Raw genomic sequence first — 19955 nt, 5'->3', positions numbered from 1 at the left:
ATCAATGAGATAAATAGTTTTTGAAGGCATCGGTTTGCGGGTTCGCGAAGCAGCTCGCGTCACCTTGCTCAACGATATACCCGTTTTCCATGTAGACCACACGGCTGGCGGTTTTACGCGCCACTTCCACTTCGTGGGTAACAATGACCTGCGTAATATTGGTTTCCGCCAGCTCGCGAATGATGCTGACGATCTGGGCGGTGATTTCCGGGTCCAGCGCCGCGGTAGGCTCATCAAACAGCAGTACCGCGGGTTCCATCATCAGCGCGCGGGCAATCGCCACGCGCTGCTGCTGACCCCCTGAGAGGTGCAGCGGATAGCGGTCGCTGTAGGGCTTAAGGCGCAGACGCTCCAGCAGCTTTTCAGCACGCGCGATGGCCTGATCTTTGCTTAACCCCAGCACGCGGCACGGGGCTTCAATCAGGTTTTGCAGCACCGTCAGGTGCGGCCAGAGATTGTATTGCTGGAAGACCATGCCGACGTTTTGACGCAGTTCGCGTATAGCTTTATCTGACGGGGTTTTCGCGAAATCAAAATGGTTACCGGCGATAGCCAGCGTACCGGAACGGGGCATTTCAAGCAGATTAAGGACGCGCAGAAGGGAGCTTTTGCCTGCACCGCTTGGGCCAAGTAAAACCAGCGTTTCGCCTTCCGGGCAGTTCAGCGTGATGTCAAACAGCGCCTGGTGTGCGCCGTAGAAGCAGTTAATGCCGTTTAGTTTAATACTCATCGGGGCAGTCTTTACTCATCCAGGCAATCTATAGCAATTGAGGCCGCAGATAGTACCGTTGACAGAATAGTTATGCAATATTTCTGCGTTAAAAGTTAAATATAACCCGCATTTCCTCTTAAACATAGCACAAAATAGCGAACGGCAAGGTCGGCGAGTATAAATGTCGGCATTCCGCGTGAAATGCCGGACATTTTACGGGGGTAACATTTTTATCACTAATGATCTAGCGGTTCTCAATCGACTGGCGCAGCGTGCCGGCCGGGGCATGAACGCTGCCGCCGATATAGCGCACATCGTCCACCGCCCAGCACTGGCCTTCACGGATCATCAGCACTTCGTCCTGCCAGGTTTGGGTTCCCTGGGTCAGCTTCACGCGCAGCGGAATGTTCCGCGCATCGGTGTTCGGGATGGTTGACGCGCTGGCCACCTCGGCGCTGTCCGGCAGCGTGGTGCGGCTGGAGAACGGATCGGATTTCAGCAGGGCGTTATGCTGCGGATCGCGAGTGGCATCGTTGAGCAGTTTTGCAAGATTATCGCTCAGGTACGGTCGCAGGGCGGTGAGATCATTTCCGCGATGCTGAATGCGGTAATCATAGAACTGTTGCGCCACGGTATCCGGGCCGCCGTCTATGCAGGGGCCGCTGCGGGTACCGATATCCTTAAAGGCTGGCGTGACCATGGTAGTACAGGCGCTGAGCACCAGCGCGCAGGGCACTAAAAGTGTTAAAGCAGAGTAGCGCATGTTGATTTCCTTATTTATTAACTATCCTTTCAATCATAGCGTAACGAACCGATAATGCTGTTGCTAACGCATTGAACGCTAAAGAAGGAGAGAAAGTATGCAGTTTTCAACAACGCCAACCCTGGAAGGACAGACCATTACCGAGTATTGCGGCGTGGTCACCGGCGAAGCGATTCTGGGCGCGAACATTTTCCGGGATTTCTTTGCCGGGATTCGTGACATCGTCGGTGGACGCTCCGGCGCGTACGAAAAAGAGCTGCGTAAAGCGCGCGAAATTGCGTTTAAGGAGCTGGGCGAGCAGGCCAAAGCGCTGGGCGCAGATGCCGTTGTAGGAATCGATATTGATTATGAAACCGTCGGCAAAGATTCGAGCATGCTGATGGTGAGCGTAAGCGGCACGGCGGTGAAAACCCGTCGATGAAGCGCTCGCTTTCAACGCTCCTGCTGGCGATGTTGCTGGCAGGATGCGCCCAGGAAAAAGGCATTGTTGATAAAGGTGCCTACGAGCTGGATACCCACCATCAGGCGCAGGCGGCCTACCCGCGCATAAAGGTGCTGGTGATCCACTACACCGCCGACGACTTCGACACCTCGCTGGCCACGCTGACGGACAAAAACGTCAGCTCCCACTATCTCATCCCTGCGAAGCCGCCTGCACCCGACGGCAAACCGCGCATCTGGCAGCTGGTGCCGGAGAGTGAGCTGGCCTGGCATGCGGGCATCAGCTTCTGGCGCGGCACCAACCGGATCAATGACACGTCTGTCGGCATTGAGCTGGAGAACCGCGGCTGGCAGAAGCGCGACGGTGTGAAAGTTTTCGCCCCGTTTGAGCCCGCGCAAATCGCGGCGCTTATCCCGCTCGCGAAAGACATTATCGCCCGGTACGACATCAAACCGCAGAACGTGGTGGCGCATGCTGATATCGCGCCCCAGCGTAAGGACGATCCCGGCCCGCTGTTTCCCTGGCAGGCGCTGGCGAAGCAGGGGATTGGGGCCTGGCCCGATGCCGGGCGCGTGAACTTCTATATCAATGGTCGTCCGCGCTATCAGGAGGTAGATCGTGCTGCCCTGCTCGATCTGCTGATGCGCTATGGCTATGAGGTGCCGGACAACGCCACGGATCAGCAGCAGCAACGCGTTATCACCGCCTTCCAGATGCACTATCGCCCGCAGTTATGGAACGGCGTCGCGGATGTGGAAACGATGGCCATTGCAGAAGCCCTTTTAGAGAAATACGGGCAGGGGTAAACCTTCGGTTTGCGCCCGAATGCGCGTTTTCCCCTTATTTGTGCTTGAGATTAATCTTAAGTACAAACTCAATTCATTTTTAGTAAATTGACTTAAAATTATCCGGATTTAAGATAGACACATAGCTTGCTAAGTAAATCAAAAAAATATTGCTGGCGGCAGGCGTTCTTATTTTCTCCTTGAGCCTTTCATCAGGAAAAGATTGTTGGTTTTCGGTTTTAATGCCGCGGCCATGCTATGTCTAATAAATCTAATCTTAAATGGGTATAACAATGTTAAGCATTTACGGTAAAAAATTACGTCCACAACCTGAAATGGAAGCCATTATTTCTGCCACGGAAGGTTTTGAAGAGAAAACCTTAAAGAAATGGCAGAAAATTTCCACGGCTGACTCTCAGTATATTCATATTATCGTCAGCGGCGAAGTCGAATTCCGTCGTGAATCAGACGAACTCTGCATGTTTACCGTCACCGGACAGTGCGTGTTTGGCCTGTCCGCTATTTTCTATCAGTCAGCCCATATGTACGGTCTGGTCCGCGCAAATACCGTGGTACGCAGCATCAAAAAAGAGGCCTTCGCGCAGCTTATGACCGAGAAAAATCTGTGGCCTGAATTGACCAAAGTGCTCTCCTGGTACATCTGCCTGCTGAGCAAACGCGATGATGTTCTGGTCGCCCGTAGCGCCTATTCTGTGGTCCGCGAATTCCTCTACGAAATTAATGAGCTGATTGTTCACCAACAGCGCGATATTAATATCTATGACTATATTCAGGAATATACCAACCTGGCCCGCAGTACCATTATTAAAATCCTCTCTGACCTGAAAAAAGGTCAATATATTGTGGTGGAGAAAGGTCGTCTGCTTAACCTCACCACGCTGCCTGAAAAATATTAACTACTCCAGCCGGTCTCCTTTTTTACTCAAAGGAGACTGGACGTTATCGTTATGCAACAAACTGCTTTGCGATTGATCCTGCGTTTCGTCAACCGGCGGCGCGGGAATTTTGCCTTGAGAATAATCCTGCTCTTGTTCTTTTAACGCCTGCTTAAACAATTCGGCTAACGAAGCATCTTCACTTCCCGACGACGCGGTGGCGTTTTCGTGCGCCTCGGTTCCCGGCAGGGTATCACGCGAGGTATCGTGCCCGGCATCCTGCGGCACGGTGCTGTCAGGGGCCTGCTGCCAGTCAGCATCATCGGTGCTTATCGGCAGATCCTGCATGGGCGGCATCTCTTCCCGTACCGGCGCCGGTTTAGGATGCGGATGCGGGAACGGTTTACTCACGTACACATAATGCATATCGGAAAGCTGCGTTTCCGGTTTAGCGACGCTCGCTTTTACCGGTTCAGGGGCCGGGTGGCGCAAATTCCAGTAAATATGCGCGTACAGCCCTGCCATGACCAGGGCGCACAAACCTAATACCCATAAAAAGGTATGACCCCAAATTTTTCTCAGGCTGGGGAGGCGGTACGAAAACCAGACCGCCTCTCCGGTGGTGTAGCTGCGCTGAGCCGCAAGACAGATGGTAGACATTAGGAATGCTTCTCCTGCGTGTTGGCGTCCGGTGTGGCATGCGTGGCCTGAATCAACACGCTCGGCGTGGTATGGGTTTCACGCATTAACTGCATCAGCGTATCTTCCCCTGGAATACCATCCACATGCAGATGCATTTTTTGCTGGAACTCGCGGGTGCGTTTCATCATCTCAGCCGTCCAGGTCTGAGCATGGGTTTCAGGCTGGCCAAGAGCCAGACTCAGCGCCTGATCCAGCCAGCCCATGTCTTTCGCATCGCTGGCGGCGCTGATGGCATCTTTGCCTTCCGGCGTCAGGCGATGCAGCTGGGTAAAGTTACCGGTGGCATGCTGGTTAAACCAGCTGCGGCTCACCTGCCAGGTGCGGTTATTCATCAGCAGATCCATCGAGTCATCGCCTACGCGGGCGACAACAGCGTAGTTAAGATGGTTACCGGTTTTGAGTTCACTGACCCACGGATAACCCTCCTGTGCCAGCGTATCCGGTGACGCGTTGCCCTGTTTACACATCAGATTGACCTTCCCGGCGTTCTGACACAGCGCATCATCCGCGGAAGCGTCATACCCCCACATCAGGTACAGCTGGTGCATCGCATCCGGCTGATTAACCACTTCATTGTCGATAACCGGCACGACAGGCGCGTCGGCTTTTGGCTTCTGCTGTTTCCAGCTCGCCGGTACGGGAAGCTGAATCGGCAGTTTTGCATTGATTGAGGCGGTTAAATACCATCCGCAGGCGGCGAACAGAACCGAGGCGAACAATCCCACGGTCGCCAGGCGCTTACCGTGTTTTTTTGCCGGGAGGATCTCGCCTGCCGCCAGGCGTAAATGACGCGGGCTGACCTGCGCTGCACGTTCGGTCCAGGCCGCGAGCATTGACAGGTGCGCCAGTTCATTCAGTTTGCTGATGTTGCCTTTGGTCAGCGCGTGCATCTTGCGCACGCGCGCCGGGGTTAGCGGCGAATTCTCGCACCCGTGCTCTTCACACTGCGCCTGCACATAGCTGAGAAATTCCCGGCAGGTCAGGGGACGCAATGTATGACGGGTATGGGCATATTCGCGAAGTTCAGATGGGTGTAAGAGGGCGGCTTCCTGATCCGCGCTGCCCATCAGCACGATGGACAGACGGAACTCCAGCTCCTGAGCACGCGTAAGCAACATCCCCAGCACCTCACGGCAGGTCTCCTTCATCGCTTCCGCGTGACGGATGACCAGGGTTTTGCTGCGGTTTTTTCCGCCCTGCCACTGATGCAGCACGGCATCCACCGCCTGAATGCGACTCTTGCTCTCTTTCGTTCCCGGGTTGAGCTTGTACAGCAGGCTACTGGCACTCAGCTTAGGAAACGCGTTGATGGCAATGGCGCCAGGAAGGCTGGCCTTCAGCGCATCGCTGAAGTGGCCCAGCAGCGGTGCGTCGTTGCAAAAGAGCCCGATAATTCCCGCCACCTGGCTTTTCTCTTTCAGCAGGTTGAATACGTCCTGATGATAAGGCACCAGAAAATCGCCGGAGAAACCCGTGATTGTTCTGAATGGCGGTTGTTTAAATTTAAAGTGGCTCTGATACATAACGACTTACCGTCTCTGATTAGGAATAGCAACAGGACGAGAAAGTAAAGCAACGCCACAGGGTGGTCAATTTGCGCACAGGGTAAAAATATCCAGTTGCAATGACCTAACATCCCGATTTTATTTGGTCAATAGTTTTTTTTATTAAAGTTAATGGCGAAGTCGATGGTCGTATTTACGGCAGTTAATTACTATTTTTCACACATATTGGCGCAGCCCGACGCTGCTTATTTCCGCTTTGTTAAAGGCCAGATGAAAAATGAGGTTCTCATTTCTGTCACGGTGGATAACGCCTTGTATTATGTTTGTGCTGTTAATTTTTTGCGGCCAGCAAGGCTATCTGACGTTTAAAGATTATAAAAAAGTTACGAATAAGTTGGCTAAATCTGATGAACAGCCGCTGAAAAATCGTCGTGAAGAAAAGACATTTACTCTGTTCACGGCTGCGGTGCGTCAGGATAACTTACCGGCTGCCGCGAAAGCCCCGCTGGCAGCGGAAATTGAAGGAATTGTCAGCAGTGACGATGCCTGGCTCTCCTTTGCGGTGATTAAAACCCCGGCAGGCCAGCGCAGCTATCGCGAAGGCGAGCCGCTGACCGGTTTTAACGATGCCTTTATTCAGGAAATTAACAAAGACAATGTGGTGGTTAATTATGAAGGTGCTACGCAGGTACTGGCGTTAAATAAGCCTGACTATTTTAAGGGCGGCGTTGACAGCGGCCCGGTAACCAAATCGACGAAAGATGCAGGCGCGGAAAGCGTGCATCTGGATGATTATCTGGTGTTAAAACCAGTAATCGAAAAAGGCCAACTGGAAGGCTACAACATCAATCCAAGGAATGCCTCAGCGTTCTTCAGCCATTCCGGGCTGGAAAAGGGCGACGTGGCTGTGAAAGTCAACTCTGTCGATATGACCGATGAAGCAAAGGCAAAAAGTATTATTGCCAACTGGTCGAAAATGAAAGAAGCGGAGGTCGTCGTCAGACGTCACGCTCACCTTGAAAATATTCGGGTTAATGTTCTAAACAATTAACAAGTGTACAGACATGAAGAAATTTCCTTGGGCGTGCGTGGCGCTGACCGCATTGTCGTTATATTCCAGTTCGCTGCTTGCAGCTAACTTTAGCGCGAGCTTTAAAAATACCGATATCCGCGAGTTTATCGATACGGTAGGCCGCAATCTTAACAAAACCATTCTCGTCGACCCGTCCGTTCAGGGCACGGTGTCGGTCAGAACCTATAACGTGCTGACGGAAGATGAGTATTACCAGTTCTTCCTGAGCGTGCTGGACCTGTACGGTCTGTCGGTGATCCCGATGGACAACGGCATGGTCAAAGTGGTGCGCTCAAGCGTAGCCCGCACCGCCGGGGCCCCGCTGGCAGACAGCAAAAATCCGGGCAAAGGCGATGAGATCATCACCCGCGTCGTGCGCATGGAAAACGTGCCGGTGCGTGAGCTGGCGCCGCTGCTGCGCCAACTGAACGATGCCACCGGTATCGGTAACGTGGTGCATTTTGAGCCGTCGAACGTCCTGCTGTTAACCGGGAAAGCCTCGGTGGTGAACCGCCTGGTGGATCTGGTGCAGCGCGTCGACAGAGACGGCATTCAGCGTCGCGAAATCGTGCCGCTGCGCTTTGCGTCCGCCAAAGAGCTCTCCGACATGTTGAACAACCTCAACAACGAAGAGCAGAAGGGGCAGAACGCGCCGCAGCTCGCCACCAAGGTGGTAGCGGATGACGAGACCAACAGCCTGGTGATCAGCGGTTCGGAAGATGCGCGCATGCGCACCCGTTCCCTGATCCATCAGCTGGATCGCGAGCAGAACAACGAGGGGAATACCCGCGTCTTCTACCTCAAATACGCCAGCGCCACCAAAGTGGTTCCGGTGCTGACCGGTATTGGCGAGCAGCTGAAAGACAAGGCGGGTGCGCCGAAGTCGAAAACCGCCACGGCGGCCAGCGATCTGAATATTAGCGCCGACGAGTCAACGAACTCGCTGGTGATCACCGCGCAGCCTAACGTGATGAACTCCCTGGAGAAGGTGATCGACAAGCTCGACATTCGCCGTCCACAGGTGCTGGTGGAAGCGATCATTGCTGAAGTGCAGGACGGTAACGGCCTGGATCTCGGCGTGCAGTGGACCAGCAAGCACGGCGGCGTGCAGTTCGGCTCAACCGGCCTGCCTATCAGCCAGATTAAAAACGGCACCATGAAGGGGGCAAGCTTCACCGGCCTGGCGACCGGTTTCTTCAACGGCGACTTCGGCGCCCTGATGACCGCGCTCTCCACCGACGGTAAAAACGACATTCTCTCCACGCCGAGCGTGGTCACGCTGGATAACAAAGAAGCGTCGTTTAACGTGGGCCAGGACGTGCCGGTCCTTGCCGGTTCGCAGACCACCAGCGGCGACAACGTCTTTAACTCCGTTGAGCGTAAGACCGTCGGTACCAAGCTGAAAATTGTGCCGCAGATTAACGACGGTGACATGATCCACCTGAAGATTGAGCAGGAAGTTTCCAGCGTTGACAACAGCGCGACGGAAGACGCCAGCCTCGGCCCAACCTTCAACACTCGCACCATTAATAACGAAGTGATGGTCCACAGTGGCCAGACGGTGGTGCTCGGCGGCCTGATGGAAAACGTCACCAAGCAGTCGGTTTCCAAAGTGCCGCTGCTCGGCGATATCCCGCTGGTGGGCCAGCTGTTCCGCTACACCTCGCAGGACACATCGAAACGCAACCTGATGGTGTTTATCCATACCACCGTCCTGCGTGACGACGACAACTACAGCGCCGCGTCGAAAGAGAAATATGACCAGATCCGCGTTCGCCAGATGCAGCGCGTGGAGGAGAAAAAGCTCGGCATTATTGAGCCAGCGGATAACGCCATTCTGCCCGCGTTTCCGTCTGCCGACACTAAGACTGCCACCCATGCCGCACCGGTGAAAACCAGCGCGACACGCAATCCGTTTAAAGAGTAAGGCGGAGGGGCAACGTGGACGAACTGAGTAAAACACTGTGTAGCAGCAGCTACGCAAAAGATAACGGCGTTTTATTTTATAACAATGACGTCTATATCCGTGATGACACCCCGGCATTTGCACTGCTGGAAGTGCGCCGGGTGCTGGGACGCGCGTTCGTCCCGGTCACCCTCACGCCGGAAGCGTTTGACGAGATGCTGGCCAAAATCTGGCAGCAGAGCAGCGGCGTCTCGCAGCAGCTGGTGGACGATATGGACGCGGATATCGACCTGATGGCGTTAACCGAGGAGATCCCGGATAACGAAGATCTGCTCGATAACGACGAAAACTCGCCGGTAATCCGCCTGATCAACGCCATTCTCGGCGAGGCGGTGAAGGACGGCGCGTCGGATATTCATATCGAAACCTTCGAGCGCACGCTGAGCATTCGCTTCCGCGTTGACGGCGTGCTGCGCCCGGTGCTGCAGCCTGCGCGCAAGCTCGCGCCGCTGCTGGTATCGCGCATCAAGGTCATGTCAAAACTCGACATCGCCGAGAAGCGCCTGCCGCAGGATGGCCGTATCTCCCTGCGCATTGGTCGCAAGGCGATCGACGTGCGCGTCTCGACCATTCCGTCCCAGTACGGCGAGCGCGTGGTGATGCGTCTGCTCGATAAAAGCAATCTTAAGCCTGACATCAACAAGCTGGGCCTGATTGATGAAGAGCTGGAGAAGCTGAAAGGGCTGATTGACCGCCCGCACGGCATTATCCTGGTCACCGGGCCGACAGGCTCCGGTAAAAGTACCACCCTGTACGCCATTCTTTCGGCGCTGAACGGTCACGAACGCAACATTCTGACCGTTGAAGACCCGATTGAATACAAGCTGGAAGGGGTGGGGCAGACGCAGGTTAACCCGCGCGTGGACATGACCTTTGCCCGCGGGCTGCGCGCCATTCTGCGTCAGGACCCGGACGTGGTGATGATCGGGGAAATTCGTGACGGTGAGACCGCGCAAATTGCGGTGCAGGCGTCGCTTACCGGTCACCTGGTCATGTCTACGCTGCACACCAACAGCGCCGCAGGGGCGATAACCCGCCTGCGGGATATGGGGCTGGAATCCTTTTTAATCGGTTCATCGTTGCTCGGTGTCATTGCCCAGCGTCTGGTGCGTCGGCTGTGTACGCACTGCCGGACCACCAGTCCGCTGGATGCCAATGAAAAAGCGCTGTTCAGCTTTATGGACGCGCCGCCAAAAGCAATCTACCGCGCGGTGGGCTGTGAACACTGCCGCCAGAGCGGCTATCAGGGCCGGGCCGGTATTCATGAGTTCCTGGTGGTGGACAGCACCATGCGCCGCGCCATTCATGAAGATAAGGACGAAATGTCCATCGAGACGCAGCTCTTTAAGCAGGCTTACAGCCTGCGTGAAAACGGGCTGCTGAAGGTGATTAGCGGCGTGACCTCGCTGGAAGAGGTGATGCGCGTCACCGCCGAGCGTGGGGGGGATGCGTAATGGCCTTCTACGCCTGGACCGCAACGGACGGCGCGGGGAAAACCCAGCGCGGCACGCTGCAGGCCGAGGGGCAAAAGCAGGTTCGCCAGTGGCTTCGCGAGCAAAAGCTGATGCCCGTCAGCATCAACGAAACCCGCGAGGCGGCGGCGCCCGGTAAAGCGAAAACCGGCGCAAAGCTCTCCACGCCGGTGCTGTCGATGTTTACCCGCCAGCTTTCGACGCTGGTCAACGCCGCGCTGCCGCTGGAAAGCGCCCTGAAGGCTATCTCGAAGCAGACGGAGGACAAAAAGCTGGCGGCGATGGTGGTGGAGATCCGCGAGAAAGTAGTGGAAGGCCACACGCTGTTCGACGCCTTCAGCCAGTTTCCGCGCACCTTCGACAAGCTCTACTGCACCCTGGTGATGGCCGGCGAAAAAACCGGCCACCTGGGCGACGTGCTGGAGAAGCTGGCGGAGTACAACGAGCAGCGCCAGAAGATGAAAAGCAAGCTGACGCAGGCGATGGTCTACCCGATTACCCTGACCGTGGTCGCCATCGCGGTCATCAGTATTCTGCTGGTGGCGGTGGTGCCGCAGGTGATCGAGCAGTTCACCCACATGAAGCAGCAGCTGCCGATCACTACCCGCACGCTGATTGCGGTGAGTGATTTTCTGCAGGCGTACGGGATCTACATCGTGGGGATCCTCGGCGGCGGGTTTGTCGGCTTTAAGACCTGGCTGAGAAACGCCAAAAACCGTTTTCGCTGGCACAGCTGGCTGGTGAACGGCTCGCCGATCAAAAAGCTGGTATGCGCCATCAACAGCGCCCGCTATATCCGCACCCTGAGCATTTTGCAGGCCAGCAGCGTGCCGCTGCTGGAGGGGATGTATATCGCGATGGACGGTATCGAAAACCTCTATGCCCGGCAGGTGCTGGAGCAGGCGGCGGATACCGTTCGCCAGGGGGCATCGCTCTATGCCGCGCTGGAACAGGCGAAATTATTCCCGCCAACCATGCTGTATATGATTGCCTCCGGCGAAGAGAGCGGGGAATTAGGCAATTTAATGGACCGCGCGGCGGAAAACCAGGAATCGGCATTGCAGCATCGAATTACATTAACGCTGTCGGTATTTGAACCGGCGCTGGTGGTATCCATGGCGACGATTGTTTTATTCATCGTGCTGTCAATATTACAACCGCTTCTGCAACTTAATAATATGGTAGGTTAAATCATGGCTTTAAAACGTAAAAACCTGGCGCGTCAGGCGGGTTTCACCTTGCTCGAATTAATGGTGGTCATTGTTATTCTCGGCGTACTGGCGAGCATGGTGGTGCCAAACTTAATGGGCAATAAAGAAAAAGCAGATACGCAAAAAGCAACCAGCGATATTGTCGCGCTCGAAGGTTCGCTGGATATGTATAAGCTGGATAACCACCGCTACCCGACAACCGAGCAGGGTTTACAGGCGCTGGTAACCAAGCCTGAAATCGCGCCAATCCCGAACGGCTACCGTGCTGATGGCTATATCCGTCGCCTGCCGCAGGACCCTTGGGGCGGAGATTATATTCTGGTTAGCCCGGGCGAACACGGCGCGGTCGACGTCTTCTCCGCCGGTCCGGACGGTGAAGCCAATACCGCCGATGATATTACGAACTGGTCTCTGGATAAGAAAGAGAAATAATGAATAAACAACGCGGCTTTACGTTGCTGGAAATTATTCTGGCGCTGGTGATATTTGCCAGCTGCGCCATGATGGTGGTGTCAACAATACCTTCACGCAGCGGTGCGGATATATTTGGCCAGCAATTAAAAGCCCTCGTTGATTATGGTTCAGACCGTGCGGTGATGGACGGAAATATCGTCGGGCTGGTCATCACGACGGATAATTATCAGCTGGTAACGCTCGAGGATAAAAACGGCGAACGTCACTGGGTGCCGTTATCCGCCGGGCGTATTACCACAAAAGGCAATTTCCCGGAAGAGATGCACGTTTCGCTTTCGCCCCAGCGCCTTGCCGCCACGGTAAGCGCCGATCCGCAGGTGCTCTTTTTACCGGACGGCGAAATCAGCCGCTTCACGCTGACGCTGCAAAGCTATGACAAACAGCACCATTTCCGCGTGGTGTCGCAAGGCGCTGCGCCTGTATCGGTAGAGAACGATGGCTAACGGCAAAAAGCAAAAGGGGATGACGCTGCTGGAGGTGATGGTCGCGCTGGTGATCTTCTCCACCGCCGCGCTGGCGCTGATGAACTCCGTCTCCCTGAACGTGCGTTTCACTCACGGCCTGGCCGACACGCTGCAGGCCAGCTGGGTGGCGGAAAATCAGCTGGCGGAAGCGCAGCTCACGAAAACCGACTTCCCGGACGCCGAAGCGCAGGGGACGGAAATCATGGGCGGGCGCAGCTGGAACTGGCGCAAGCAGCGGGTGAAAACCGCCGACAACGGCTGGGCGAACGCCATTCGCGTCTACGCGGAAGGGGACGACAGCCAGCCGGTTATCGCTTTGCAGATCGTTCCGCCGGGAGAGAGCAAGTGAAAAAAACGCGACGCCAGCGCGGGTTTACCCTGCTGGAGATCATGATTGCCCTGACCATTTTCGCGGTGATCAGCACCCTGGCCTGGCAAATTTTGGACGGCGCAATGCGCACCAGTTCGGCAACCGACGCCAGCGCCGCGAAGCTCAATCAGCTGCAACGGGCCTGGAATCTGATGGAGCGCGATTTCTACCAGCTGCAGGCGCGCGCCCCGCGTAACGAGCCGGATCTGTTTCGTCAGGTGGATGATGCGCTTGAGCTGACCACGCTGAATGGCGTGAGCGGAACGATCCAGCTGGAGCGTGTGCGCTGGCGCCTGGAAGAGGGGCGTCTGTATCGCGACGTCTGGCCGGTGATTGATGGCCCGGTGGACGCGAAGCCCGATGAAGTGCCGATTGTCAGCGAGGTGAAATCCCTGCAGTGGCGTTTTTATCGTCAGGGCTGGCAGAAAAGCTGGAGCGACCCGGCGCATCTGCCGGACGGCGTGGAGCTGATGCTGACCATGGAAAACGGCGATACCTGGCGCTGGGTCTTTACGACCCCGGGCGATATGCCTGAAGCGGCGGCGCCAGCGCCCGCCGCTGCGCCAGAGACCGCGCCTGCGCCGTTGCCGGCACCGGAAGCAAAATCATGAGTGCATTACGTAAACAGAAAGGGGTAGCGCTGCTGGTTGTGCTGATCCTGCTGGTCATGATGTCGGCGCTGGCCGCCAAAATTAGCCAGCAGTTCTGTCGCAATCTGCAGAAAACCCATTATCAGGTCAGCCAGCAGCAGTTGCGCTGGGCGATGCAGGCGCAGGAGAAGGTGGTGAAGGACCGCCTGCAGACCGACGCCACCGGTGAAAACAAGGCTCTGAACCTTGACGGCGACTGGCACCAGCCGCTGGAGACGCGGGGCGAAGATTACACGGTGGTCAGCCAGGTGGAAGACGCGCAGGACTGCTTTAACGTCAATAACCTGCTGGCCGCAGAGAAAATACCACAGGGGCAAAACGCGCCCGCCGTGCCGGAAAAACCGCGCAACGAGCAGATTGTTGAACAGATCCTGACGGAAAGCGGCATCAGCCACACTACGGCAGAAGAGGTGTATCAACAGCTGGTGGACTATCTCGATGGCGACGCGACGACGGCCAAAGACGGTGCAGAGAGCGATGCCTGGGCGGGCGTCTTGCCCGCCCGACAGCCCGCGAACCAGATGATGCGCACCATTGCCGAGATCAAGCTGCTGCCCGCGTTTCCGGCGGCGGCATACCCGAAGGTGAGCAAACTGCTGTGCGCGCTGCCAGACACCGCCAGCAAGGTGGATGTGAACACCCTGAAGCCGGAACAGGCCGCCTTACTGGCCGCCCTGTTCCCGGGAAAACTGACGGAAGATGACGCGGTTCGCCTGATTGATTCGCGTCCTGAAACGGGCTGGGAAAATATGGAAACCTTCAGCAAAGCGCTGGAGCAGACCTTCCCGCAGTTGAAAGACGACCTCCCGCAGGTGGCTGAGTTTCTCTCCATCAGCAGCCGGTATTTCCGCGTGAATTATACCGGCAATACCGATGAATTAACGCTTCGCGTGGTTAGCCAGCTTCAGGTGAATAACGAAGCCGGTGAGATCGTGACGTGGCAACGTCGTTACCGAATGATTGAATAAGAAAAGTAGATCGCTATGAAACAGGTACTTTTTGTTCGTCCCGATAACCGCGAGGGCGGGAAAATAATGGGGTGTGTCTCCGGCAGCCAGCAGGTTGAGACGCTGGAGAGCCTGGACGCGCTGGCGGACCACCCACTGGCGGCCCGTGTTTGTCTGCTGCTGCCCGCCAGCAGCATGATCTTCCGCCATTTTACGCTGCCGAAGAAAGTCGCCTCTCAGGCGACGGCATTCTCCTGGATGGCGGAAGAGACGCTGATTGGCGAGGTGGATAATCTCCACTGGACGGTGCTGAACAAAAAAGGCGCTGAGGTTGATGCGGTGGCGATAGACGCCGATCTGCTGCGCGGGTGGTTAAGCCGCTGTCAGGAGGCGGGGTTAAAAGTGATCCAGGTGCTGCCGGATGCCTGGCTGCTGCCCGTGACGGCTGGCGGAAGTACTCTTGTCGCTCAGGACGACGGCTACTGGCTACGTTTATCACCGCATGTTGCCAGCGAAATGGAAGCGAGCCTGCTGCCGCTTCTGATGCAGAAGGCCGGAGAGGGGGAGGTGTGCTGTTACGGCGAAGCGCCTGCTGGTGTGGACGTCGACATCGCCCAGCCCTGGCAGCATCCGCTGGTGCTGATCCAGCCGCAGTGGCAGGCCTGTCGCGTGAATCTGCTTCACGGTGAATTCAGCCTTAAGGCCGGTAACGGGCGTGTCGTGAAAAGCATGAAAGCCGCAGTGGCGATTGCGGGCCTGCTGTCCGTTGGCCTGCTGCTGGGGCCGCGCATTGCGATGGCCTGGATGTTGGTGCAGCAGGAAAACCAGATACAGGAGGAGATCCTCCAGGTGTATAAGCACCATTTCCCCAGCATGCGTCACCAGACCAATATCAAATATCACTTTGGTCAGAACGTCAAAAAACAGAGTAAGGGGATCTTCCTTCAGCTGGACGAGCTGGCGGCCGCCCGGCAGTCAGTGCCTGCGATGGAAATCGATCTGCTGGAATACGATGCGCAGCAAAACACGCTGACGCTGAGCGTCAGCGCGCAAAACCAGCCCGCGTTGCAGGCGTTTGTTAATCAGACCCGTGAGAATTTCGATTTTACCTTACAGCCTGTTTCAACCACCAAACCCTATACCGCCATGATCGCAGGGAAACATAAATGAAAGAGCGAATCGCGCAACTGAAATCACGCTACCAGAACTACAGCGCCCGGGAGAAAGTTATTTTAAAACTCTGCATCGTTGCCCTGCTTGGGGCTGCGGTGTATTACGCAGGAGTCATCCCTTTGGATAATATGATTCAAAATAGTAAATCGACGCTTAAAAGACAAAAAGAGACGCTTAACTGGATGCGCAATGAAATTGATAAAAATCATCTTCAGGTTCAGTTAGTCAAAACGGATAATCCACGCACGGTGGTCGAGAAAAGCGCCAATGAAATTAACCTGTCGCTGACGGACGTGCGCCAGGAGGGACAAACTTTATCGTTCGTGGTTAATCGGGTAAATGTTTATGAATTAAAAAACTGGCTGCGCGAAATTAATCAGACCTCCGGCGTCAGATTGCAAAAAATAAACCTCACGCCGGTTGACCATCTCAGCGATGTAAAAGCGCAGGTGCAGCTCACCTGGGCAAAAAACGCATGAATACCTTCTCGCTGATCCGGGAGGCCTGCCCGGTTAGTTTTCCGATAATGAGTGCGATCCTGGGCGGGATTATGGGCAGTTTTCTTGGCGTTGTTGCCGAGCGCCTGCCGGGAATTGTGATGGATGAAGAGGGAAGCGGCAATCTGCTCTTTCCTGCCTCGCACTGTCCGGTGTGCCAGCACACGCTTGCTGCATGGGAAAATATTCCCCTGGTCAGCTGGCTGTTATTACGGGGACGCTGCCACCAGTGCGGCACGACCATCCCGCTGCGGTTATTTTTGATCGAATTTTTCTCGGCGCTGTTTTTTGGCGTTACGGCCTGGTGCATGCCGGACGTTCAGGGGTTGTTTTCGCTGTGGTTACTCGCGCTGTTTTTACTGCCACTGGCGATGATCGACTGGCAGCATCAGCTTCTCCCGGACTGCCTGACCCAGCCGCTGTTGTGGGCAGGTCTCTTACTCCATGCATTTGACCACAGATTGCCGTTGCAGGACGCGCTGTTCGGTGCGGTAGCAGGCTATCTGTCGCTCTGGCTGCTCTACTGGGCCTTTCGCCTGCTGACCGGGCGGGAAGGACTGGGCTACGGCGATTTTAAGCTGCTGGCGGCCTTAGGCGCCTGGTGCGGTTGGCAGGCGCTGCCTTCAATTGAACTTGCCGCAGCGTTGAGCGGTATCGCGGGCTATTTCGCGTTAAATAATTTAAATAAAAATAACCTCACTATTTCTTTCGGACCCTATCTGTCATTTGCTGGAATAGTCGTGTTTATTGGACAGCAGTTTGCTTTCATATTTTAAATATACAGGTCAAGTTTTTTTATAAGTTTTTTTGACGGTGGAAGAGAAGGATGTCTCTTTGCGCTCAGTGTATCGTAAAAGATATAAGCTACACGGAATTTGGACTTGTATCTTTTTATGGAGGAATACAACGCAGCAAGACGTTTTTTGTCACGGTTTTCAGGTTGGTTAAATACGCATTACGCAAATAGACTCCATGCTCTCAAGGAAGACATGGATTATTACGTTACGAATAAATTTATCAGGAAATAAAAAATGAAATTTATGAAGCCTAAATATCTGGCGCTTTTTGTTGCAGCCGCAACAAGCTCAGTATTTGCAGCGGCGCCGGGTACACCGTCAATTACATCAGGCAATGATAAGTTTGCGCTGGTAGAGGTGGATCAGGCGGCACAGGACTACAACAACCTCATCAAAGTGCATAAAGATGGCGTTGACGTGAAGGTGGAGTGGAACGTCTGGAGCGGCGATGCCCCAACGTCTGCAAAAGTTTTGCTGGACGGCAAGACCGTCTGGACCGGTGCGGGTAGTGCCGCAGGCTCTGCGACCTTTAAAGTGAAGAAAGGCGGACGCTATCAGGAGCAGGTCGAGCTGTGTAACGACAGCGGCTGCACCAAGAGCGCCAGCAAGCTGATCATCGTGGCGGACACCGACGGTAGCCACCTGCTTCCTCTGAACACCCCGCTGCTGGAAAACAACAAAGCGTTCGCGCAGCACACCGATAAAGTGGTTGGCGCTTACTTCCCTGAGTGGGGCGTGTACGACCGTAACTTCTCGGCAGACAAAATTCCTGTCGCGAACATTAACCACCTGCTGTACGGCTTCATTCCAATCTGTGGCGGCGACGGCATTAACGACAGCGCCAAATCCTCCGGCGCGCTGGAGTCTCTGAAACGCGCCTGTCAGGGCCGCCAGGACTACACCGTGGCGATCCACGATCCGTGGGCTGCGCTGCAAAAACCTCAGCAGGGCGTAAGCAACTGGGACGACCCGTACAAAGGCAACTACGGCCAGCTGATGGCGATGAAAAAAGCCCATCCTGATCTGAAAATCCTGCCATCCGTAGGCGGCTGGACTCTGTCTGACCCGTTCTATCAGATGGATAACAAAGTGCTGCGTGACCGCTTCGTTGCGTCCGTTAAAGACTTCCTGACCACCTGGAAAGTGTTCGACGGTGTGGATATCGACTGGGAATTCCCGGGCGGCGGCGGTGAGAACGCCAAGCTGGGTAACCCGCAGACCGACAAAGCGACTTACACCGCGCTGATGCATGACCTGCGTCAGATGCTGAACGAGCTGTCTGCGGAAACTGGCCGTACCTACGAGCTGACCACGGCAATCGGTGCAGGTAAAGATAAGATCGAAGACGTGGACTACAACACCGCGCAGCAGTACATCGACCATATCTTCCTGATGAGCTACGACTTCTACGGTGCGTGGAGTAATACCGATTTGGGTCACCAGACCGCGCTGTACGGTGCGTCCTGGAAACCAGATACCAACTACACCACCGATAACGCAGTGAAAGAGATGCTGGCGCAGGGCGTTCAGCCTGGCAAGATCGTCGTCGGTGCGGGCATGTATGGCCGCGGCTGGACCGGCGTTCACGGTTACACGGGTGACAATCCATTCACCGGTACCGCGACGGGTCCAATCAAAGGGACATGGGAAAACGGTATTGTTGACTACCGTCAGATTGTAAACCAGATGCTGGGCAAACCAGGCTGGGAATACAAATACGACGAAGCAGCAGAAGCGCCGTACGTGTTCAACAAATCCACCGGTGAGCTGGTGACATACGATAACGCCCGTTCCGTCAATGCGAAAGGCAAATACGTGCTGAACAAAAACCTGGGTGGTTTGTTCGCATGGTCTATCGAATCCGATAACGGCGATATCCTGAATGCCATGAATGAAAGCCTGCTGGGCGGCAGCTCTACGCCTGTTGAGCCGGTTGTAACCAACCATGCGCCGGTCGCTTCTGCAACCGACATGACGGTAACGGGCCCGGCGACTGTCACGCTCGACGGCTCAGCCTCCAGCGACCAGGACGGCGATGCGCTGACCTATAAATGGACGCAGGTTTCCGGCGCCACCGTGACCCTGGCGAACAGCACCAAAGCGAAAGCCAGCTTCAGCGTACCGGCCGTGACCAGCGATCAGAACCTGGTGTTCCGCCTGACCGTGACCGACGCGAAAGGGTTGAGCAACGCTATTGACGTACAGGTAGTGAACAAAGCGCCTAAGGCCAACCAGGCTCCGGTGATCAATGCCATGGAATCCGTTACCGTTGAATCCGGTGAAGCGATTTCTCTGCATGCACAAGCCTCCGATCCTGATGGCGATGCGCTGACCTACAGCTGGAGCGTACCGGCTGATATGAACGCAACGGGTACCGATACTGCTAACGTTCGCATCACTGCGCCAGAGGTGAACAATACCTCTTCTTACACGCTGAGCGTTGTTGTGACGGATGGTAAAACCAGCGTGCAGTCTAACGTGCAGGTGACTGTGAATCCAAAACCGGCTGACGTAACGCCACCGGCTGATGAGGTGACCCCTCCGGCTGACGATGTGACCCCACCAGCTGACGATGTGACCCCTCCGGCTGATGATGTGACTCCGCCATCTGACGAAGGTTCTGCAACCGGTAGCTGCGACGCGCCTGTCGATGCTAACGCCAGCAAATATGCTGCCTGGGATGCCAGCAAAATCTACAACAATGGCGATACCGTAAGCTTCGACCATCTGGTGTGGAAAGCGAAGTACTGGACGCAGGGCAACCAGCCTGGCTTCGGTGTGGATGCATGGGAACTGGTGAGCAACGTGAAGATGAACTGGCGTTCTGACCTGGTCTACAACGGCGGCGATACCACCACTTACCAGGGCAGCGTTTACCGTGCCAAATGGTGGACCCGTGGTGATAACCCGGCTAACAGCGATGTATGGGTAAAAGAAGGCGCAGCAACAGACTGCAAATAATCTAGCCCAATAAATGCTCCCCCCTTATTGGGGGGAGCAATTCAAACTTCATTTTACAGGATGTTGGCCAGGAGAAATAACCGAAAATGTCAGCAG

At 55.4% G+C, this 19955-nt stretch carries 20 protein-coding genes; 16 read left to right on the top strand and 4 right to left on the bottom strand.

What is annotated here, in order from left to right; genetic code table 11:
• Window position 1: 1 nt before the first annotated feature.
• Entirely contained in the window at window positions 2–730 is a 729-nt protein-coding gene (artP, locus tag ACTJI7_RS04910) for an arginine ABC transporter ATP-binding protein ArtP (RefSeq protein WP_008500030.1), read from the bottom strand.
• A gap of 226 nt (window positions 731–956) precedes the next feature.
• Entirely contained in the window at window positions 957–1475 is a 519-nt protein-coding gene (locus ACTJI7_RS04905; protein WP_192978660.1) for a lipoprotein, read from the bottom strand.
• Between the two features lie 97 nt (window positions 1476–1572).
• Between ACTJI7_RS04905 and ACTJI7_RS04900 the strand changes: the two genes are divergently transcribed.
• From ACTJI7_RS04900 to ACTJI7_RS04890, 3 genes are all read left to right on the top strand, one after another.
• Window positions 1573–1896, top strand: a complete 324-nt coding sequence (locus ACTJI7_RS04900) for a heavy metal-binding domain-containing protein (RefSeq protein ID WP_028012516.1) — start codon at window positions 1573–1575, stop codon at window positions 1894–1896.
• Entirely contained in the window at window positions 1893–2723 is an 831-nt protein-coding gene (locus ACTJI7_RS04895) for an N-acetylmuramoyl-L-alanine amidase (protein WP_192978662.1), read from the top strand. Before ACTJI7_RS04900 ends, ACTJI7_RS04895 begins: the two co-directional genes overlap by 4 nt.
• 272 nt (window positions 2724–2995) lie before the next feature.
• Window positions 2996–3619 (top strand): helix-turn-helix domain-containing protein, encoded by a 624-nt coding sequence (locus tag ACTJI7_RS04890; RefSeq protein ID WP_028012518.1) that lies wholly within the window; start codon window positions 2996–2998, stop codon window positions 3617–3619.
• Here ACTJI7_RS04890 and ACTJI7_RS04885 read toward each other — a convergent pair whose 3' ends face one another.
• Together ACTJI7_RS04885 and ACTJI7_RS04880 are read right to left on the bottom strand one after the other, a co-directional pair.
• Window positions 3620–4258 carry a hypothetical protein gene (locus ACTJI7_RS04885; RefSeq protein WP_192978664.1) on the bottom strand — a complete coding sequence of 213 codons (639 nt, stop codon included), beginning with the start codon at window positions 4256–4258 and terminating at the stop codon, window positions 3620–3622.
• Complete coding sequence (locus tag ACTJI7_RS04880; RefSeq protein ID WP_069732569.1) at window positions 4258–5823, bottom strand: ExeA family protein; 1566 nt, start codon at window positions 5821–5823, stop codon at window positions 4258–4260. The genes ACTJI7_RS04885 and ACTJI7_RS04880 overlap by 1 nt, the downstream gene beginning before the upstream one ends.
• Window positions 5824–6124: 301 nt before the next feature.
• Between ACTJI7_RS04880 and gspC the strand changes: the two genes are divergently transcribed.
• The 13 genes from gspC to ACTJI7_RS04815 all read left to right on the top strand — a co-directional run bounded on the left by gspC (window position 6125) and on the right by ACTJI7_RS04815 (window position 19859).
• Window positions 6125–6856 (top strand): type II secretion system protein GspC, encoded by a 732-nt coding sequence (gspC, locus tag ACTJI7_RS04875; protein WP_041910664.1) that lies wholly within the window; start codon window positions 6125–6127, stop codon window positions 6854–6856.
• A 13-nt stretch (window positions 6857–6869) separates the two neighbouring features.
• Window positions 6870–8804: a type II secretion system secretin GspD gene (gspD, locus tag ACTJI7_RS04870; RefSeq protein ID WP_048959671.1), complete on the top strand. Its 1935-nt coding sequence runs from the start codon at window positions 6870–6872 to the stop codon at window positions 8802–8804.
• 14 nt (window positions 8805–8818) lie between these two features.
• A complete protein-coding gene (gspE, locus tag ACTJI7_RS04865) occupies window positions 8819–10297 on the top strand; it encodes a type II secretion system ATPase GspE (protein WP_440669789.1) in 1479 nt (492 codons plus the stop codon).
• On the top strand, window positions 10297–11505 hold the full coding sequence (gene gspF, locus ACTJI7_RS04860; protein ID WP_150143174.1) for a type II secretion system inner membrane protein GspF: 1209 nt from the start codon (window positions 10297–10299) through the stop codon (window positions 11503–11505). Before gspE ends, gspF begins: the two co-directional genes overlap by 1 nt.
• Before the next feature lie 3 nt (window positions 11506–11508).
• Window positions 11509–11958, top strand: coding sequence for a type II secretion system major pseudopilin GspG (gene gspG, locus ACTJI7_RS04855; protein ID WP_028012525.1), 450 nt, complete (start codon window positions 11509–11511; stop codon window positions 11956–11958).
• On the top strand, window positions 11958–12443 hold the full coding sequence (gene gspH, locus ACTJI7_RS04850) for a type II secretion system minor pseudopilin GspH (RefSeq protein ID WP_136486261.1): 486 nt from the start codon (window positions 11958–11960) through the stop codon (window positions 12441–12443). The genes gspG and gspH overlap by 1 nt, the downstream gene beginning before the upstream one ends.
• Window positions 12436–12813, top strand: a complete 378-nt coding sequence (gene gspI / locus ACTJI7_RS04845) for a type II secretion system minor pseudopilin GspI (protein ID WP_028012527.1) — start codon at window positions 12436–12438, stop codon at window positions 12811–12813. The genes gspH and gspI overlap by 8 nt, the downstream gene beginning before the upstream one ends.
• The gene (gspJ, locus tag ACTJI7_RS04840) at window positions 12810–13445 is read left to right on the top strand and encodes a type II secretion system minor pseudopilin GspJ (protein WP_045630964.1); all 636 of its coding nucleotides are present in this window, start codon (window positions 12810–12812) and stop codon (window positions 13443–13445) included. Before gspI ends, gspJ begins: the two co-directional genes overlap by 4 nt.
• Window positions 13442–14452 carry a type II secretion system minor pseudopilin GspK gene (gene gspK / locus ACTJI7_RS04835; RefSeq protein WP_150143176.1) on the top strand — a complete coding sequence of 337 codons (1011 nt, stop codon included), beginning with the start codon at window positions 13442–13444 and terminating at the stop codon, window positions 14450–14452. The genes gspJ and gspK overlap by 4 nt, the downstream gene beginning before the upstream one ends.
• Window positions 14453–14467: 15 nt before the next feature.
• Complete coding sequence (gene gspL / locus ACTJI7_RS04830) at window positions 14468–15601, top strand: type II secretion system protein GspL (RefSeq protein ID WP_063942887.1); 1134 nt, start codon at window positions 14468–14470, stop codon at window positions 15599–15601.
• Window positions 15598–16083 carry a type II secretion system protein GspM gene (gene gspM / locus ACTJI7_RS04825; protein WP_045261799.1) on the top strand — a complete coding sequence of 162 codons (486 nt, stop codon included), beginning with the start codon at window positions 15598–15600 and terminating at the stop codon, window positions 16081–16083. The genes gspL and gspM overlap by 4 nt, the downstream gene beginning before the upstream one ends.
• On the top strand, window positions 16080–16877 hold the full coding sequence (locus ACTJI7_RS04820) for a prepilin peptidase (RefSeq protein WP_047362778.1): 798 nt from the start codon (window positions 16080–16082) through the stop codon (window positions 16875–16877). The genes gspM and ACTJI7_RS04820 overlap by 4 nt, the downstream gene beginning before the upstream one ends.
• A 255-nt stretch (window positions 16878–17132) precedes the next feature.
• Window positions 17133–19859, top strand: coding sequence for a glycosyl hydrolase family 18 protein (locus ACTJI7_RS04815; protein WP_048959678.1), 2727 nt, complete (start codon window positions 17133–17135; stop codon window positions 19857–19859).
• Window positions 19860–19955: the final 96 nt, after the last annotated feature.

The organism is Enterobacter sp. 22499, from assembly GCF_052044815.1.
Taxonomy (GTDB): domain Bacteria; phylum Pseudomonadota; class Gammaproteobacteria; order Enterobacterales; family Enterobacteriaceae; genus Enterobacter; species Enterobacter bugandensis.
This window is presented reverse-complemented; position numbering and strand designations above follow the sequence as displayed.

Excerpts from the sequence above, each read along its gene's own strand:
- gspM (WP_045261799.1), top strand. The coding sequence starts at position 15,598 with ATGAAAGAGCGAATCGCGCAACTGAAATCACGCTACCAGAACTACAGC.
- gspC (WP_041910664.1), top strand. The coding sequence starts at position 6,125 with ATGTTTGTGCTGTTAATTTTTTGCGGCCAGCAAGGCTATCTGACGTTT.
- gspD (WP_048959671.1), top strand. The coding sequence starts at position 6,870 with ATGAAGAAATTTCCTTGGGCGTGCGTGGCGCTGACCGCATTGTCGTTA.
- ACTJI7_RS04815 (WP_048959678.1), top strand. The coding sequence starts at position 17,133 with ATGAAATTTATGAAGCCTAAATATCTGGCGCTTTTTGTTGCAGCCGCA.
- gspI (WP_028012527.1), top strand. The coding sequence starts at position 12,436 with ATGGCTAACGGCAAAAAGCAAAAGGGGATGACGCTGCTGGAGGTGATG.
- ACTJI7_RS04900 (WP_028012516.1), top strand. The coding sequence starts at position 1,573 with ATGCAGTTTTCAACAACGCCAACCCTGGAAGGACAGACCATTACCGAG.
- gspH (WP_136486261.1), top strand. The coding sequence starts at position 11,958 with ATGAATAAACAACGCGGCTTTACGTTGCTGGAAATTATTCTGGCGCTG.
- gspG (WP_028012525.1), top strand. The coding sequence starts at position 11,509 with ATGGCTTTAAAACGTAAAAACCTGGCGCGTCAGGCGGGTTTCACCTTG.
- ACTJI7_RS04890 (WP_028012518.1), top strand. The coding sequence starts at position 2,996 with ATGTTAAGCATTTACGGTAAAAAATTACGTCCACAACCTGAAATGGAA.
- ACTJI7_RS04880 (WP_069732569.1), bottom strand. The coding sequence starts at position 5,823 with ATGTATCAGAGCCACTTTAAATTTAAACAACCGCCATTCAGAACAATC.
- gspF (WP_150143174.1), top strand. The coding sequence starts at position 10,297 with ATGGCCTTCTACGCCTGGACCGCAACGGACGGCGCGGGGAAAACCCAG.
- ACTJI7_RS04885 (WP_192978664.1), bottom strand. The coding sequence starts at position 4,258 with ATGTCTACCATCTGTCTTGCGGCTCAGCGCAGCTACACCACCGGAGAG.
- artP (WP_008500030.1), bottom strand. The coding sequence starts at position 730 with ATGAGTATTAAACTAAACGGCATTAACTGCTTCTACGGCGCACACCAG.
- gspK (WP_150143176.1), top strand. The coding sequence starts at position 13,442 with ATGAGTGCATTACGTAAACAGAAAGGGGTAGCGCTGCTGGTTGTGCTG.
- ACTJI7_RS04895 (WP_192978662.1), top strand. The coding sequence starts at position 1,893 with ATGAAGCGCTCGCTTTCAACGCTCCTGCTGGCGATGTTGCTGGCAGGA.
- ACTJI7_RS04905 (WP_192978660.1), bottom strand. The coding sequence starts at position 1,475 with ATGCGCTACTCTGCTTTAACACTTTTAGTGCCCTGCGCGCTGGTGCTC.
- gspL (WP_063942887.1), top strand. The coding sequence starts at position 14,468 with ATGAAACAGGTACTTTTTGTTCGTCCCGATAACCGCGAGGGCGGGAAA.
- ACTJI7_RS04820 (WP_047362778.1), top strand. The coding sequence starts at position 16,080 with ATGAATACCTTCTCGCTGATCCGGGAGGCCTGCCCGGTTAGTTTTCCG.